This window comes from Streptomyces sp. CA189 (assembly GCF_056428985.1).
Genome location: NZ_JBWJVM010000013.1, coordinates 91,426 through 107,634, shown reverse-complemented (window position 1 = coordinate 107,634; position 16,209 = coordinate 91,426). Strand labels below are relative to the sequence as shown.

Below are 16,209 nucleotides of genomic sequence, written 5' to 3'. Positions count from 1 at the left end.
TCTACACCTGTAGAGTGACGGGCATGCACTCCCCCGAACCTGGAAGCGACCGCCGGACCCTGATCGCGGACACCGCGATCGACCTGGTGGCCGCGGCCGGGCTGCGGGGTCTGACCCACCGGGCGGTCGACGGCGCGGCCGGGCTGCCGGCCGGCTCCACCTCGTACTACTTCCGCACGAGGACGGCGCTGATCGGCGCCTGCTACGCACGGCTGGCCGAGCTGGACCTCGGCGACTTCGACGGGGGCCCCACGCCCGCACCTCCACCGGCGGACCGGGACGCCGCCGCCGCGGCGCTCGCCGCGCTGCTGTACCGGTGGCTGACCGTGGGACGGGCCCGCCAGCTGGCGCGCTTCGAGCTGAGCCTGGAGGCCGCGCGGAACCCGGAGCTGGCGACGGAACTCCACCGGGCCGGACAGGGCTCGCGGCACCGGGCCGCCGGGATCCTCGCGGCATTCGGCGCCGCCCGGCCGGGCGAGTCCGCCGAACTCCTGGTCGCGTGGGCCGACGGACTCCTCTACGACCGCCTCGCGGGCGCGCTCGCCCGCTCCCGCCCGGCACCGGACCTGGCCGAACTGACCTCCGTGACCCGCAGGATGATCGACGCGGCCCTCGCCTAGGCCAGGCCTGAGCTTCTGCGGCGCGTGCGGCCTTCAGTCCGCCGAGCGGGACCAGCCCGTCGCCTCGATGCGCGCGGCGTCCGCGGGGCGGTCCTCGGCGAAGAGGAGGTGGGAGGGTTCCGAGACGCGCAGGACGTCGACGTAGGCGCCGCGGCCCACGTAGCGGCCCTGGGCGGTGTGGCGGAAGCGGAGGCGGACCTCGCGGCCCGCCCAGGCGGTGAGCGGGGCTTCGAGGCGGTGCCAGATGCGCCCCGACCAGCCGGAGACGGTGCCCTGCGGCCACTGTTCGGCGGCCCCGCCGGTGGTGCGGACGGTGGTGAAGGGGAGCGGCTCCCAGGTCTGCCCGTCGGCGGACGCCTCCACGTGCAGGGCTCCCGCGCCCGGCACGGTGTCCCACCACAGCGCGCAGCGCAGCCGGGCGGAGCCGGTGGAGGGGGTGAGCGGCGGGAGGGTCAGGGTGCCCGAGCCGCCGGTCTCCATGCCGGAGTACCAGGCGGGGCCGCCGTGCCTCGTACGGACGGGGACGGCGCGGGCGAAGCGGTTGCCGACGGCGACGCGGGGGGCGCTGCCGGCGCGCCAGGTCCGCACGGGGTGGACGGAGTTGCCCAGGAGGATCAGGAAGGAGTCCGTGGAGGGGTCCAGGACCAGGGAGGTGCCCGTGAAACCGGTGTGGCCGGCGGAGTGTGGGGTGGCCATGGCGCCCATGTACCAGTGCTGGTAGAGCTCGAAGCCCAGGCCGTGGTCGTCGCCGGGGAAGGCGGTGTTGTAGTCGGTGAAGAGGAGCTCGACGGAGGCGGGGCGCAGGATGCGCTTGCCGGCGTAGACCCCGCCGTCGAGGAGGGTGCGGGCGAGGATTGCCAGGTCCCAGGCGGTGCCGAAGACCCCTGCGTGGCCGGCGACGCCGCCCAGCGCGTGCGCGTTCTCGTCGTGGACCTCGCCCCAGACGAGCCCGCGGTCCAGCCCGGACCAGGGCGGGCGCTGGACCTCGGTGGCGGCAGTGACCCGGCGCCAGGAGAGCGGTGGGTTGAAGCGAGTGCGGTGCATCCCGAGTGGAGCGGTGATCTCGTCGTGGAGCAGGAGGTCCAGTGTGTGACCGGTGATCCGTTCCAAGAGCAGTTGCAGGGCGATGAGGTTGAGGTCGGAGTACCGGTAGACCGTCCCCGGGGTCTCCTGCGGCCTCACCGACCACAGCAGTCGCAACTGACCCGCCCGGGTCGGCTCCTGGTAGAAGGGGGCCCAGGATCGCAGCCCCGAGGTGTGCGTGAGGAGCTGGCGTACGGTGACCGACTCCTTGCCCCCGCCCGTGAATTCGGGCAGGTACCGGTTCACCGGAGCCTCCAGCTCCAGCCGTCCGCGCTCCATCTGCTGGACGGCCAGCAACGAGGTGAACAGCTTGGAGAGCGACGCCAGGTCGAAGACCGTGTCCTCGGCCATCGCGATCCGCTGGGCGGCCGGGAACTCCCGGACCCGGTCCGTGCGGCCGTCGTAGTCGGAGTACCGGACGGCGTCGCCCATCGCCCGGTGCAGCGCCACGGTGCGGCCCCGGCCGGCGAGGACCACGGCCCCGGCGTAGTAGGGGTGTTCGGGGGAGGGGCCGAGGAAGCGCCGCGCCTCGTCCGCCACTCCTTCGAGGTGCTTCTCCAACAGCCCCGCCTGGCGGGCGGACCCGTACCGCAGCCGCAGGCCCTGGAGCGCACGCCGCTCGGCCGGCCCCCCGGCGGCCCCCGCGGACCCGGGCAGCGCCGCCTGGAGTACGAGCACACCGCCCAGCGCCAGCAGCCGCGCGCCCAGCCGCCGCCGGGAGAGCACGCGCCCGCTTCCGGCGCGGCCATCCGCCCTGGGCCCGGGGTCATCCGCCCTGGGCCGGGGGTCATCCGCCCCGGGCCCGCTGCCGTTCGCCCCGGGCCCGCTGGCGCCGGCGTCCGGCGTCGTCGGGCCGGTCGTGCCGGAGCCCTTCGAGTCACCGTCGTTCCCGGCTGCCCGTCGTGTCTTCATGACCGGTCCTCCCGTCCACCGCCGTGCCCTCCCGAGTATCTGCCCGCTCACGACGCGGGCCCCGCGGCGACCGGCCGACAAAGAATCTGACGCTGCATCAGAAAACCCCTTCCCTCGGCGGCCGGGCTGCGGCATCCTGCCGCCCATGGAGACGGAGCTGAGCAGAAAACTTGGAATAGAGCACGCCATCTTCGGCTTCACGCCCTTCCCGGCGGTGGCCGCTGCCATCACCCGCGCGGGCGGGTTCGGGGTGCTCGGGGCGGTCCGCTACACCGCCCCCGACGACTTGAAGCGCGACCTCGACTGGATGCAGGAGCACACCGACGGCAAGCCCTACGGGCTCGACGTGGTCATGCCCGCGAAGAAGGCCGTCGACGGCGTCAGCGAGGCCGACATCGAGGCGATGATCCCGGCCGCGCACCGGGAGTACGTCCGCGACACCCTCGCCAAACACCACGTACCCGAACTTCCGGAGGGCGAGGCCTCCGGCTGGCGCATCACCGGCTGGATGGAGCAGGTCGCCCGCAACCAGCTCGACGTGGCCTTCGACTACCCCATCAAACTCCTGGCGAACGCCCTCGGTTCCCCGCCCGCAGACGTCATCGCGCGCGCCCACGAGCACGGCGTCCTCGTCGCCGCCCTCGCCGGCAGCGCCAAGCACGCCCGCCGGCACGCCGAGGCCGGCATCGACATCGTCGTCGCCCAGGGCTACGAGGCGGGCGGACACACCGGCGACATCGCCACCATGGTCCTGGTGCCCGAGGTGGTCGAGGCCGTCGCCCCGCTCCCGGTCCTCGCCGCCGGAGGCATCGGCAGCGGCGAGCAGATCGCCGCCGGACTGGCCCTCGGCGCCCAGGGCGCCTGGCTCGGCTCCCTGTGGCTGACCACCACCGAGGCGGACATGCACTCCCGCGCCCTCACCGAGAAGCTGCTCGCCGCCGGTTCCGGGGACACCGTCCGCTCCCGCGCCCTCACCGGCAAGCCGGCCCGGCAACTGCGCACCGAGTGGACCGACGCGTGGGACGACCCGGAGGGCCCCGGCGCGCTGCCGATGCCCCTGCAGGGACTCCTCGTCGCGGAGGCCGTGTCCCGCATCCAGAAGTACGAGATCCAGCCGCTGCTCGGCACCCCCGTCGGGCAGATCGTCGGCCGGATGAACAGCGAGCGCAGCGTCCAGGCCGTCTTCGACGACCTCACCAGCGGCTTCGAGCGCGCCATCGACCGCATCACCCGCATCGCCGGCCGGGCCTGAGCATCAGAGGAGTGGACAAGATGACCGACACGCCCCCCAACGGCTTCTGGGCCCAGGCCGCCGCCGACCCCGACCGGACCGTCCTGGTCACCCCGGAGGGCGAGGCCTGGTCCGCCTCCCGGCTGCACGCCGACGTCAACCGCCTCGTCCACGGCCTGCGCGCCGCCGGCCTGGAGCGGGGCGACGTCTTCGCCGTCGTCCTCCCCAACAGCGTCGAGTTCCTCACCGCCTACCTCGCCGCGTCCCAGGCCGGGTTCTACCTCGTCCCGGTCAACCACCACCTCGTCGGCCCCGAGATCGCCTGGATCGTCTCCGACTCCGGGGCCAAGGTCCTGATCGCCCACGAACGCTTCGCCGACGCCGCGACCGCCGCGGCCGACGAGGCGGGCCTGCCCGCGAGCCGGCGGTACGCGGTCGGAGCGGTCGCGGGCTTCCGCTCGTACGGCGAACTGCTCGACGGCCAGCCGGACACCGCCCCAGCCGACCGCACGCTCGGCTGGGTCATGAACTACACCTCCGGCACCACCGGCCGGCCGCGCGGCATCCGCCGTCCGCTGCCCGGCAAGCTCCCGGAGGAGACGTACCTCGGCGGCTTCCTCGGCATCTTCGGCATCCGCGCCTTCGACGACAACGTCCACCTCGTGTGCTCGCCGCTGTACCACACGGCCGTCCTGCAGTTCGCAGCCGCGGCCCTGCACATCGGGCACCCGCTGGTCCTGATGGACAAGTGGACCGCCGAGGAGATGCTGCGCCTGATCGACGAGCACGCCTGCACGCACACCCACATGGTCCCGACCCAGTTCCACCGGCTCCTCGCGCTCCCGCAGGAGACGAAGGACGCGTACGACGTCTCCTCCATGCGGCACGCCATCCACGGCGCCGCGCCCTGCCCCGACCACGTCAAGCGGGCGATGATCGACTGGTGGGGCGGGTGCGTGGAGGAGTACTACGCGGCGAGCGAGGGCGGCGGCGCCTTCGCGACGGCCGAGGACTGGCTGAAGAAGCCGGGAACCGTCGGCAAGGCCTGGCCGATCAGCGAGCTCGCCATCTTCGACGACGACGGCGAGCGGCTGCCCGCGGGCGAACTCGGCACCGTCTACATCAAGATGAACACCGGCGGCTTCAGCTACCACAAGGACGAGGGTAAGACGAAGAAGAACCGCATCGGCGACTTCTTCACCGTCGGCGACCTCGGCCTGATGGACGAGGAGGGCTACCTCTTCCTCCGCGACCGGAAGATCGACATGATCATCTCGGGCGGGGTGAACATCTACCCGGCCGAGATCGAATCGGCGCTGCTCACCCATCCGGCGGTCGCGGACGCCGCCGCCTTCGGCATCCCGCACCCCTCCTGGGGCGAGGAGGTCAAGGCGGTCATCGAGCCCGCCGAGGGCTTCGCGGCGAGCGACGCGCTGGCAGCGGAGATCCTGAACCACTGCGAGCGGCAACTGGCCGGGTACAAGCGGCCCAAGACCGTGGACTTCATCGAGACGATGCCGCGCGACCCCAACGGCAAGCTGTACAAACGCCGGCTGCGCGAGCCGTACTGGGAGGGCCACGAGCGCGCGATGTGAGGACCGGGCCGGCCCTGCGGGGCCGGCCCGTCCCATCCGTCCGCCACGCCCGGAGTTTCGTGAGAAGTGCCACGTCAGGGGCGTGAAGGGGGTTGTTCGACCGCACAGGCCGGACAGTTCTGGCAAGTTGGCTGATATGAGTACGGCAACGCATAGATCCCCCCTGGCCGACTGGACCGTCCTGGTCCCCGTGGTGGCGCTGGTCGCCCTCGTCTTCAGCTGGGGACGCGACCTGCCCTCGCTCGCCGTGGCCCTGGTGGCCCTCTGCCTGGCCGGTGCGGTGCTCGCGGCGGTCCACCATGCCGAGGTCGTCGCGCACCGGGTCGGCGAACCCTTCGGCTCGCTGGTCCTCGCCGTCGCCGTCACCGTCATCGAAGTGGCCCTCATCGTCACCCTGCTGGCCGACGGCGGGGACAAGACCTCCTCCCTCGCCCGGGACACCGTCTTCGCCGCCGTCATGATCTCGTGCAACGGCATCGTCGGCCTGTCCCTGCTCGTCGGAGCCCTGCGCAACCGCGTCGCCGTCTTCAACGCCGAAGGCTCGGGCGCGGCCCTGGCCACCGTCGCCACGCTCGCCGTACTCAGCCTCGTCCTGCCCACCTTCACCACGACGAAGCCCGGCCCCGAGTTCTCCACGGCCCAGCTCGCCTTCGCCGCCACCGCCTCGCTCGCCCTCTACGGGCTGTTCGTCGCCGTCCAGACGGTCCGCCACCGCGACTACTTCCTGCCCGTCGACACCAAGCGGATCCGCAAGGAGGCCGCGCAGGCCGCTGCCGCGGCGGCCGCAGGCGAAGAGGACGAGCACGCCGAGCCGCCCACCGCCCGGGCCGCCCTGATCAGCCTCGGGCTGCTGCTCGTCGCGCTCGTCGCCGTCGTCGGAAACGCCAAGGCGGTCTCGCCGACCATCGAACGGGGAGTCGCGGACCTCGGCCTGCCCTACGCCGTCGTCGGCGTGATCATCGCCCTGCTCGTGCTGGCGCCCGAGACCCTGGCCGCCGTCCGCGCGGCCCGCCGCGACCGCGTGCAGACCAGCCTCAACCTCGCCTACGGCTCGGCCATCGCCAGCATCGGCCTGACCATCCCGGCCATCGCGCTCGCCTCGATCTGGCTCTCCGGGCCGCTGGTGCTCGGGCTCGAACCCGTCCACATGGTGCTGCTCGCGCTGACCGTCGTCGTCAGCGCCCTCACCATCGTCCCGGGCCGCGCCACCCTGCTCCAGGGCGGCGTGCACCTCGTGCTGCTGGCCGCGTACCTCTTCCTCGCCGTCAGCCCCTGAGCGCGCCGCGACCCGTACGACAGGCACTGGAGGCCTGTTGTACGGGTCGCGGCGCAGGTCAGTGCCGCTCGCGCGGCCAGACCACCCTCAGCCCGGGCGAGGTGAGGATGTCCCGCTCGCAGAACCGTGCCTTCACCCAGCGCTCCCCGGAGAAGAGCCGGGTCTGGTCGGGCCGCGTGCGGGGAGTTCGGGTTCGAGGACTGGCTGTACGTCAGCAGGGTGCGCGCCACCGGGCAGCGGCCGCCGTCCCAGCCGACCGCCTGGATGTGGCTGGAGCCGTGCAGGACCTCCGGGTAGCCGCCGCCGGCCGCGTTCCACGGAGCCTCGATCTTGTTCCAGACGCCCAGGGCCTCGGTTCCGCCGCCCACCGGCAGCTTCTGCCCGCCGCGCACCACGAACTGGTGCTCGCCGAGCGGGGCGTCCGGCGCGATGCTCGCCTTCCCCAGCTCCGCCACCGCGTCGGCGAGGGCCCGCCCGATGCCGGGCGCCGCCCGGTTGAGCGTGCGGGGCGTCCGTACCGGATCGGCCGCGTCGAAGGGCACCAGCCACAGGTCCCTGGCCGCCGTGTCCGCGGTCAGCTTGCGCCAGAACCGGTCGAAGAGCAGCGCGCCGCGGCTCGCGCTGTCGGCCGTGCGGTCCCAGGCCGCCGGCACCCCGCAGGCCGCCGACACGTCCACGACGGCCCCGTCGGTGCCGGTGGCCGTCCCACCCGGCAGGGCCGCGCAGGCCTTCGCCGCGTCGGCCGCCGCCAGATCACCGGCCGGCACCCGGTTCGCGAACTGCTGCTCCTGCAGGTCCGCGACCGTCAGCCCGCCCCGGGCGGCCATCGCGGAGACGCCCTCCTGGGCGCCCCGGGTGCGCAGCGAGCGCGGGGTTCCGACATTGCCCCAGATCCGCTCGTAGCCGGTGAGCGGCTGCTCCGCGTTGGCCAGCCAGGCGCTGTCGTTGGAGTTGCCGAAGTCCGTGAGCACCCTTGGGTTGCACGTCCGCAGTCCGTCGGGGGCGAATATCTCTTGCTACTTGGACCAGTAGGCAGCCACACGCGAGTCGAAGTCCGGCTTGACCGCGAGATACTGCGCCTTGAGCCGGGCCACGCGCTCCAACCGCTCGGGATCGACGTCCTCGGGTTTCGGGCATCGTGCCCGAAGAACCTCGAAGGAGGGCCGTCTGTTTCTGCGGGAGCGAGGGCTCTGTCGACGTCCAGCACTGCGGCAGCAGGTCCTGGTCAAGGCATCCGCTCGACACCAGCCTGGCCGAACAGCACCTCTCCTACGCCCAGTGGTTCGTACCCGCCCTAACCTGTGGCCTGATCATCCTCAACGCCATCCACGGCGAACAGCAAGTGCGCGCGGTACGCGGACACGCCATCGTTGCACGCGTCTGGCAATCCCGGCCCCGTCCCCGAGTTCCTGGCTGGTGGGGCCCGGACAACGTACACCGTTGAGCGGTGCGAGCAGGTCAGCGAGGCGAACCCGCGAGTACGTCGCCCGGCAGACCACGGCCGGGCGCACGAAGAAGGAGATCATCCGTCTGCTCAAGTGGGCTATCGCCCGGGAGATCTTCCGCTACATCACCACACCGGTCACCGTCCCGGACGGCTCCGACCTCTGACCGGCACGTCAGGCGAAGAACCTCACCCTCACCACTGTCGCCGAGCACTTCGGCGTCTGGCCGCGGCGATCTCCTGCATCGAACGCGGCACACGCCGCGACGACGACCTCGCCAGCGCCTACCGGGCCTGGCTCACCGCCGCTTGATCACGCGCGAGGAGGTAGTGGTGGGCAAGTACCAGCCGTTCTTCGCCGGAAACCCGGCGGTCGGGGGCCACGGCGACGCTCCACCACCGTAGCCAGCCCGTCCTGGACAACCGACTCCGTGTCGGCATCCAGGTGTCGCCCGTAACCGCCTTTGCCTCGGCAACGGCTTCGCGGTGCGCCACTGCTTGAAGGGACGCGCCGCCGGGCTGTCGCGGAACAGCACGGGTATGTCCATGCTGTCGGTGTGCAGGAGGGGCGGCACATCGGCGAAGGGGGGAGGTCGAGGCCCTGGCCGGCCCCGTGCGCGTGCTCGACGAACGAGGCGGACTGCCCGGATAGGACGGGCTCAATCGGTCAACTTGCCCGGTCAGAGAGTGCACCGTGCGCCGCCATGGCGGGGCACGGCGCCGGGTATGCCCAAGGCCGCTACCCGCCGACGCAAGCCTGTTGCGGAGAAACCGCTGCTTCAAAGCAACCCGAGCGGCTAGTTTCACGAGTATGAGCAAGGACCTCCCCCTGCGCGAAGCCGCTCTGCTGTGGCTTGAGCATGCGCGCCGTCTGCCGCCTACGCCTCAGGCCATCACCGACGTGTCACTGGCTGTCCTGCCAGAGTGGGATGCCCTGGAGGAAGCGGTGTCCGCCGCCGCGCCTAGCGAAGAGCACCGCGACCTCTACGCCAAGGTCGACGGGACTGGATACCGAACTACCGGACCGTGTTGGGGGAGTCGGGCCTCGGCGAAGCAACACGCCTGATCGCCCAAGGCGCAGCCGTCCCCGTGTCCGAGGTCGCGGACAGCTTCGTTGCCTCTGCACCCATCCGGCACCAGTGAGCGATGGCTTCTCCTCAACGGCACCTTTCTCCAAGGAACCCGGATTTCACTGGGGCGGCACACCCCCAGACCTTTACCACAGACGAACTCCTCCAGACAGTTCCGATGCCGGCCCTGAGCGCCCTCAAGCCCGGCAGCCTCGATCTCCACCTGCTCAACGGCGCACCGTTCCTCCACGTTGCCGATCCCGACCACGTGGTCACCCGCCGCCCGAGGTGGTTCGACTTCACCGGCCCGCGGGCGGAAGCCAAGCACTGGCAGGCTCTTCTCCCTCTGATGCTCTGGGACCCGCATCTTCTCCGGGTCGACTCGGTCTTCACAGTCGCGCGAGGCCGCCGCTTCGATCTGAACCCCGCAGCCGTCCCCGTCACGATCCGCGTCTACCCAGACCGCCACGGAAGAGAGGAGGAGTTCGAGGTCCGTGACACCGGCGAGTTTCACGTACCGGCCGCGCACCTCCTGGCCCTGACCTCTTTCTGCACTGCGATCTCGGCCAAGATCGACGCCGTCATGACCGGCGTGCACCACCAGAGGCGCATCCCCAGACTGCGCGCTCGACGCCTCGAACGCGCCGCCCGACATCTCCTCGCCGCCTACCAACGCACGCAGAATGACTATGGCGTCTGGGAGGTGGAGACCGACGAGCTGCACTTCGACTACGTCATCGCCCTTGAAGCCCTCCTCATCAGCCCCAATGACGACATCGACGGGGGAGGCATCGCCCGCAACATTCGGTCCCGCGCTGCCACCCTCTTCCTCACCCCCGCCGAACAGGTACGAACCGACACCCTTGTCCACCGCGCGTACAAGGCCCGCTCCACCTACGTCCACGGCGACGTGTTCCAAGATCAGTCGGAGGAGAAGAAGCTGGAGGAACTGCGCACCCTCAGACTCCTCACCCTGCAGGTCATCCTTCGCTGGCTGATCCTGACCCCTTCAGACACCGATGACCTCGCACCCCCGCTGCACAAGGCACGAACTCCGAACAGCACATCGACCAGCCCTTGCGCGCCTTTTTCACCACCACCCCGCCACGCAGCCCAGGGGCGTTTCAAAGTCAATGCCGGGAAGATAGGGCTGTGAGCAGGCTGTCAAGGGCTGGGGCAGGGTGTCACAGTGATTGTTGTTGCTCTCTGTAGTGCCTTGTCGTTCCTGGTCTCGCTGTAGGCGAACTTGGATTGGCTGCGTTTCACGCGGCGGGGAAGTATCCGGGGACGCCGCTGTTTGGGCCCCAGAGCTCGGGGGTTGAGGGTGGCAGCGGTGATGCGCGGTGTCGTGCCGACCTGTGCGTGGGGCGCCAGGTCGGCGTTGATCACGGTGTGGCGGGCGGTACGGAGTGTGACGGTCAGTGAAATCCGGTCCGGGTCGAGACCGACTGCCGTGGCGCTCTGCGCCGCAGTGAGCCGGGCGGCCTGGAACACGATGAACAGTCCGAGCAGCTCTTGGAAGACGTCGCGCGGGTGGTGGGAGCGCAGGACGGTTCCCGAGCCGAGTGCGGTGACCTTCAGCCCGTAATAGGCGGTCTCGACCTCCCATCGCTCGTGATACAGGGCGGCCAACTCGCTTGCGGGGTAACGGTGGTGGTCCAGAAGTGTGGTCACCAGGCGCAAGCGGCTGGTGCGCGAGGTACCCGTGGCCCGATCGGCCACGGTGATGTCGGCTTCGATGACCCGCACGGCGACACCATGGACCTGGGGAGCCATCCCGCGACGTCGGTCGCGGTCAACCCAGCGCACCAGCTGGTTGCGGCCGGTGGGCGTGGAGACCATGGACAGCCAGCTTCCGTCGTCGAGCACCTCGACGGCCGGCAGGATGCGGCCGGTGTTGATCCGCCATAGCAGGTGCGCCCCCGTGCCGGCGGCCTGCCGCATCAGTTCCAGGCCGTCGGACCCGCGATCGGCCAAGTGCAGCATGCCCGGCCGCAGTACCCCGCAGAGTTGCTGGGCCTGGCTCTTCTCACTCTCGGTGACAGGCCCTGTCACCACGTCCACCAGGGCCCGGGTCCCGCATTCGACCAGAGCGGTGAGCCGGACCAGCGGATACGTCGAGGCTCGACGGGACTGGTAGTAGCCGAAGAACGCGGCGTTGGCCGGGCTGTCGGCCACCTCGAGGGTGGTCCCGTCCCAGGCCACCGTGCGCAGCCCGCGCCACCACGCGCCGAGGGTCTCCGCTGTGGCCGTGCAGCCTTTGAGCTGGTCGAACAGCAGGGCGAGTGGTTCAGGCCCTATCCGGCGGCGGGCCTGGCGCAACGCGGCGGCGGAGGGATCGCAGACCTCCCCTGCCAGGCCTGCGACCAGCGAGGCCCACACACCGCGGTACCCCTCGCGAGGGAAGAGAGCCATGGCCAGCACGAAGTACACCACTACCCGCGACGGTAGCTTTCGGACCCGCCTCTCCACCGGACGCGTCGCCCTCAGCACCTCGTCGACCACGGCCGGCGTGATGATCTGCATCAGCTCCCCAAGATGCCCGGCCGCGAACGCGCTTCGGCCGGAATCAGCGCAGGTGGGCACGTCAGATTGAGTGGGCAACACAGCTCCCGCAGGTACGGCATCTTGGTCGACTCCCGTCCTACGCCAAGATCCTCCGCCCTACATCAACTTCCCCCAACGGCTTGACAGCCTGCTCACAGCCCTATCTTCCCGGCATTGACTTTGAAACGCCCCTGCCACGCAGCCGCCCTGCGGATATCACCAACGCTTGACCTCTGCGGGAAGCCGACAGCACCGAGCGACCGATAGCAACGTGCAGACCGGCCACGCCCAGGGCTGCACATGTGTGAATGCGTGCGGCAGTGGCACTGAATGGGCGTCAGCGAGGGTGGGATGGCTGCCACCTGCCCAGGCCGGGCAGCGGTTGTGATCATGGCGGTCACGAGGTGGCCAGACTGCTGCCGTCCGGGGCCAATCAGAAGGACGGCCAGCTGACATGGGCGTGCCAGTACACACCTGACATGGAAGCGAGGGATCGCAGCCAGGTGCTCGACGTCACGGCTGGACGCCTGACCAGGCCACCACGGGCGCGCTGCTGATCACGCCGCTGGGCAGGTACGGGCCGGGGCGGCCGGGCCGACTACGGCCCCAGGATGATGACCCGGCCGGTCCGTGGGCGTGGGCGGGCGACGTCCCGTGAGAGCGCTGAAGACCGGCGGGCGGGGGTCTGTCAATCGAACGGCTCTGGCTCACATCCGGTGGTAACGGAGGGTGCTGGTTCGTCGCTGGCATGACATGCGGAACGTCAACGAGCTTGTAGATGTGGTGTTCTCGGGGCTGTCGCCGCTGGTCACCGAGGACGTGACCGACGAGGTCGAGCGGATTATGGTGCGGGCCCGGACTCCGGAGGACTCGGTGCCGTGTCCGGGCTGCGGGGCGCCGTCCGGCCGTGTGCATAGCTATCACCTGCGGACGGGGGCCGATGTCTCGGTGGACGGGCGGCGGGTAGTGGTCCGTGTACGGGTGCGGCGTCTGGTCTGTCCCACGCGCGGCTGCCGCCACACCTTCCGCGAGCAGGTGCCCGGGATATTGGAGCGATACCAGCGGCGCACAGCCCGTTTGACCAGGCAAGTCAAGGCCTTGGTCAAGGAGTTAGCGGGCCAGGCAGCGGCACGGCTGCTGGCGATACTCGCCATGGGACTGTCGCATCACACTGCCCTGCGCACCCTGTTGCGTATTGCGTTGCCCACCGGGCGGGTGCCTCGCGTGATCGGCGTCGACGATTTCGCTCTGCGCCGGCGGCACTGCTATGCCACCGTGATCATCGACGCCGAGCCCCATGAGCGGATCGACGTGCTGCCCGACCGCACAGCCGACACCCTGGAGACCTGGCTGCGCGAGCATCCGGGCGTCGAGATCGTGTGCCGGGACGGCTCTGCGACCTACGCCGAGGCCATCCGTCGCGCCCTGCCCGATGCGGTGCAGGTTGGTGATCGCTGGCATTTGTGGCACAACCTGTGCGAAGCCGCCCTGAGCGAGGTCAAGGCCCACAGCACCTGCTGGGCCACCGTACTGGACGCGCCCATCTACGACGGACCCCGCGCCCAGACCACCCTGGAACGCTGGCACCAGGTCCACGGTCTGCTCGACCAGGGCGTGGGCCTGCTCGAATGCGCCCGCCGCCTGGAACTGGCCCTGAACACCGTCAAACGCTATGCCCGCGCCGACCGGCCCGAGCGCATGCTCCGCGTCCCCAAGTACCGCGCCAGCCTCGTCGACCCCTACCGCGACCATCTACGCAAACGCCGGGCCGAGGACCCTGGCGTCCCCGTCAAGTACCTCTTCGAAGAGATCAAAGCCCTGGGCTTCACGGGCTACCTGAACCTCCTGCACAAGTACATCAACCAAGGCCGCGCGGACGCCGACCGCAGCCACATCTCGCCGCGCAAACTCGCCCGGATACTCCTGACCAGGCCCGAGAACCTCAAGACCGGACATCGCGATCTCCTGGACCAGCTGACCGCTGCCTGCCCCGAGATGACCCACCTGGCCACCGCCGTCCGGACTTTCGCCCAGCTTCTGAAGCCTCAGCCCGAGAACGCCGGCGCGCTCGATCACTGGATCGCCGAGATCCGTACTGCAGACCTACCGCACCTCCATGCCTTCGCCCGCGGCCTTGAGCGAGACCGCGACGCTGTGATCGCCGCGGTCACACTTCCGTATAGCATCGGCCCGACCGAGGGGATCAACACCAAGACCAAGCGGATGGCCCGCCAGATGCACGGACGAGCAGGCTTCACCCTGCTCCGGCACCGCATCCTCCTCGGATAGCACCACCCTCTGTCACCACCGAATGTGAGACAGAGCCGTTCGATTTACAGTCCCGGTCCCGGGGAAGCCGATCTCGACCCACGCCATGACGCAGAAGCTCAACCGACACGGGATCTCGGTCCGCGCGGCCCGCAACTCCGCCCTCGCCGCACTCGCCACCGACCTCCCCAGCCCCATCCTCGCCGACCTGACCGGCATGCACCGCCACACCGCGATCCGCTGGGTCGCCTACGCCAGACGCGACTGGGCCGAGTACCTCGCAACACGCGCCGAGGACCAGAAGGAGCCACCCCCGACCGGCGGTCGCCGGTGACGAGGGGAAGATTCGTGCAACGGCGGGACAGTCGATAGGGTGTCAGGTCACGACCGCACTCGGTTCAACACGGGCTGGTCAGGGCTCTGCCGCAGTTCGTGGCACCTCCACAGCTGCCATGCCGGCACCTGCCTGCCCGGGTCTTGGGACACGGAGCGGTCTTCACGGCCGGGCCGTCGGGCCCCGGTCGACGGGTCAGGAGGAACGAGTGGCACAGATCATCGCCGAGGTCTCAAGGACGTTCAACGAGTTTCTGCTCTTGCCGAACCGGACCCGGACCGACTGTTCGCCCGCGACGGTCGACCTGTCCACGCCCCTGGTGCGGCACATCGTGGGCGAGCGGTCGGCAATCGAACTCGGCTCCCCGTTCACGTCCGCGATCATGCAGGCTGTCAGCACACCGGAACTCGCGATCGCGCTCGCGCGCAACGGCGGTCTGAGCTTCCTGCACCACAACCAGTCGATCCAGGACCAGGCCGCAGCCGTCCGCCAGGTGAAGAACTTCAAGGCCGGGTTCGTCACCAGTGACACCAACGTCCGCCCGGACGACAGCCTGAGCCACCTGGTCGCCGTCATGCAACGCACCGGTCACAGCACTGCCGCGGTCACCCACGACGGCACCGCCGCCGGCCGCCTGCTCGGCCTGGTGACCTCCCGCGACTTCCATCCCCAACGCCACGACCTCGACGGACCGGTGAGCGGTCGGATGACCGCCATCGCCGACCTGCCCCACGCCGGTGCCGATACCACGCTCTCCGAGGCCAACGCGCGGCTGTGGGACCAGCGGCTGGACTGCCTCCCCGTTCTGGACGCCGAGGGCCACCTGCAGTATCTGGTGTTCCGGTCCGACTACACGGACAACAAGCGCTTCCCGAACCAGGCCGTGGACACCGCCAAGCGCCTGCGCGTGGGCGCGGGCATCAACACCCACGACTACCAAGAGCGCGTCCCCGCCCTGCTGGAGGCGGGCGCGGACGCACTGTGCTTCGACTCCTCCGACGGCTACAGCGACTGGCAGGCGCAAGCCCTGACCTGGGTGAAGAAGCACTACCCGGAGATCCCGGCCGGCGGCGGCAACGTGGTCGACGGAGAAGCTTTCACCTTCCTCGCCGAGGCCGGTGCGGACTTCGTCAAGGTCGGCGTGGGCGGCGGCTCCATCTGTATCACCCGCGATCAGAAGGGCATCGGCCGCGGCCAGGCCAGCGCGGTGCTGGACGTCGCCGCGGCCCGGGACGCCTTCCGCGATCGCACCGGCGAGTACGTGCCGATCTGCTCCGACGGCGGACTGGTGCACGACTACCACGTGGCCCTGGCTCTGGCGATGGGAGCGGACTTCGTCATGATGGGGCGATACTTCGCCCGCTTCGACCAGGCAGCCGGCGCGAAACTCGCCACCCGGGACGGCTTCGTGAAGGAGTACTGGGGAGAGGGCTCGAACCGTGCCCGCAACTGGCAGCGCTACGGCCAGGGCGGCCAGGGGCTGATCTTCGAGGAAGGCGTCGACGGCTACGTCCCCTACGCCGGCGACCTCAACGAAGGGCTCGCCCTGACCATCGCCAAACTCAAGACCACTATGGTCTCCTGCGGCTCCTCCACTCTTCCGGAATTCCAGTCCGCAGCCCGGCTGACCCTGGTCTCGGACCAGAGCTTCCAGGAGAGCCACGCCAACGTCACCCTGCGGGACACCCCAGCGACCGTCGCCTGAGAGGCTGCCAAGAGCCACGGGCTACTGGCCAAAGGGGGAATAGTGCACAGTCGGAATATCCCCCTCCCGCCAGTAATCAAGCACCTGCGCCGCGGCAGCACCCACACCCTGCTCGACGGCTCCG

At 70.2% G+C, this 16,209-nt stretch carries 11 protein-coding genes and 1 pseudogene; 9 read left to right on the top strand and 3 right to left on the bottom strand.

Annotated features, from left to right (window positions below; translation table 11 throughout):
- Nucleotides 1–23: 23 nt before the first annotated feature.
- Complete coding sequence (locus tag AC061S_RS13600; protein WP_478686165.1) at nt 24–620, top strand: TetR/AcrR family transcriptional regulator; 597 nt, start codon at nt 24–26, stop codon at nt 618–620.
- Nucleotides 621–653: 33 nt separating this feature from the next.
- Here AC061S_RS13600 and AC061S_RS13595 read toward each other — a convergent pair whose 3' ends face one another.
- Nucleotides 654–2,615: a serine hydrolase domain-containing protein gene (locus AC061S_RS13595; protein ID WP_478686164.1), complete on the bottom strand. Its 1,962-nt coding sequence runs from the start codon at nt 2,613–2,615 to the stop codon at nt 654–656.
- Between the two features lie 145 nt (nt 2,616–2,760).
- On the opposite strand from AC061S_RS13595, the gene AC061S_RS13590 reads away from it, so the two are divergent.
- From AC061S_RS13590 to AC061S_RS13580, 3 genes are all read left to right on the top strand, one after another.
- Nucleotides 2,761–3,867: a nitronate monooxygenase gene (locus tag AC061S_RS13590; RefSeq protein ID WP_382968637.1), complete on the top strand. Its 1,107-nt coding sequence runs from the start codon at nt 2,761–2,763 to the stop codon at nt 3,865–3,867.
- 20 nt (nt 3,868–3,887) lie between these two features.
- A complete protein-coding gene (locus tag AC061S_RS13585) occupies nt 3,888–5,441 on the top strand; it encodes an acyl-CoA synthetase (protein WP_478686163.1) in 1,554 nt (517 codons plus the stop codon).
- Nucleotides 5,442–5,577: 136 nt separating this feature from the next.
- Entirely contained in the window at nt 5,578–6,717 is a 1,140-nt protein-coding gene (locus AC061S_RS13580) for a calcium:cation antiporter (RefSeq protein WP_478686162.1), read from the top strand.
- 58 nt (nt 6,718–6,775) lie between these two features.
- On the opposite strand, the pseudogene AC061S_RS13575 reads toward AC061S_RS13580, so the two are convergent.
- A pseudogene (locus AC061S_RS13575) lies at nt 6,776–7,670 on the bottom strand (penicillin acylase family protein); the annotation flags it as partial.
- A gap of 487 nt (nt 7,671–8,157) precedes the next feature.
- On the opposite strand from AC061S_RS13575, the gene AC061S_RS13570 reads away from it, so the two are divergent.
- Together AC061S_RS13570 and AC061S_RS13565 are read left to right on the top strand one after the other, a co-directional pair.
- Nucleotides 8,158–8,328 (top strand): hypothetical protein, encoded by a 171-nt coding sequence (locus tag AC061S_RS13570; protein WP_478686161.1) that lies wholly within the window; start codon nt 8,158–8,160, stop codon nt 8,326–8,328.
- Between the two features lie 1,081 nt (nt 8,329–9,409).
- A complete protein-coding gene (locus AC061S_RS13565) occupies nt 9,410–10,387 on the top strand; it encodes a hypothetical protein (protein WP_478686160.1) in 978 nt (325 codons plus the stop codon).
- Between the two features lie 8 nt (nt 10,388–10,395).
- Here AC061S_RS13565 and AC061S_RS13560 read toward each other — a convergent pair whose 3' ends face one another.
- Nucleotides 10,396–11,817, bottom strand: a complete 1,422-nt coding sequence (locus AC061S_RS13560) for an IS4 family transposase (RefSeq protein ID WP_478686223.1) — start codon at nt 11,815–11,817, stop codon at nt 10,396–10,398.
- Nucleotides 11,818–12,531: 714 nt separating this feature from the next.
- Here AC061S_RS13560 and AC061S_RS13555 point away from each other — a divergent pair.
- The 3 genes from AC061S_RS13555 to AC061S_RS13545 all read left to right on the top strand — a co-directional run bounded on the left by AC061S_RS13555 (nt 12,532) and on the right by AC061S_RS13545 (nt 16,085).
- On the top strand, nt 12,532–14,067 hold the full coding sequence (locus AC061S_RS13555) for an ISL3 family transposase (RefSeq protein ID WP_478686159.1): 1,536 nt from the start codon (nt 12,532–12,534) through the stop codon (nt 14,065–14,067).
- An 85-nt stretch (nt 14,068–14,152) separates the two neighbouring features.
- The gene (locus AC061S_RS13550) at nt 14,153–14,380 is read left to right on the top strand and encodes a hypothetical protein (RefSeq protein WP_478686158.1); all 228 of its coding nucleotides are present in this window, start codon (nt 14,153–14,155) and stop codon (nt 14,378–14,380) included.
- 208 nt (nt 14,381–14,588) lie between these two features.
- A complete protein-coding gene (locus AC061S_RS13545) occupies nt 14,589–16,085 on the top strand; it encodes an IMP dehydrogenase (RefSeq protein ID WP_478686157.1) in 1,497 nt (498 codons plus the stop codon).
- The last annotated feature ends 124 nt before the right edge of the window (nt 16,086–16,209 follow it).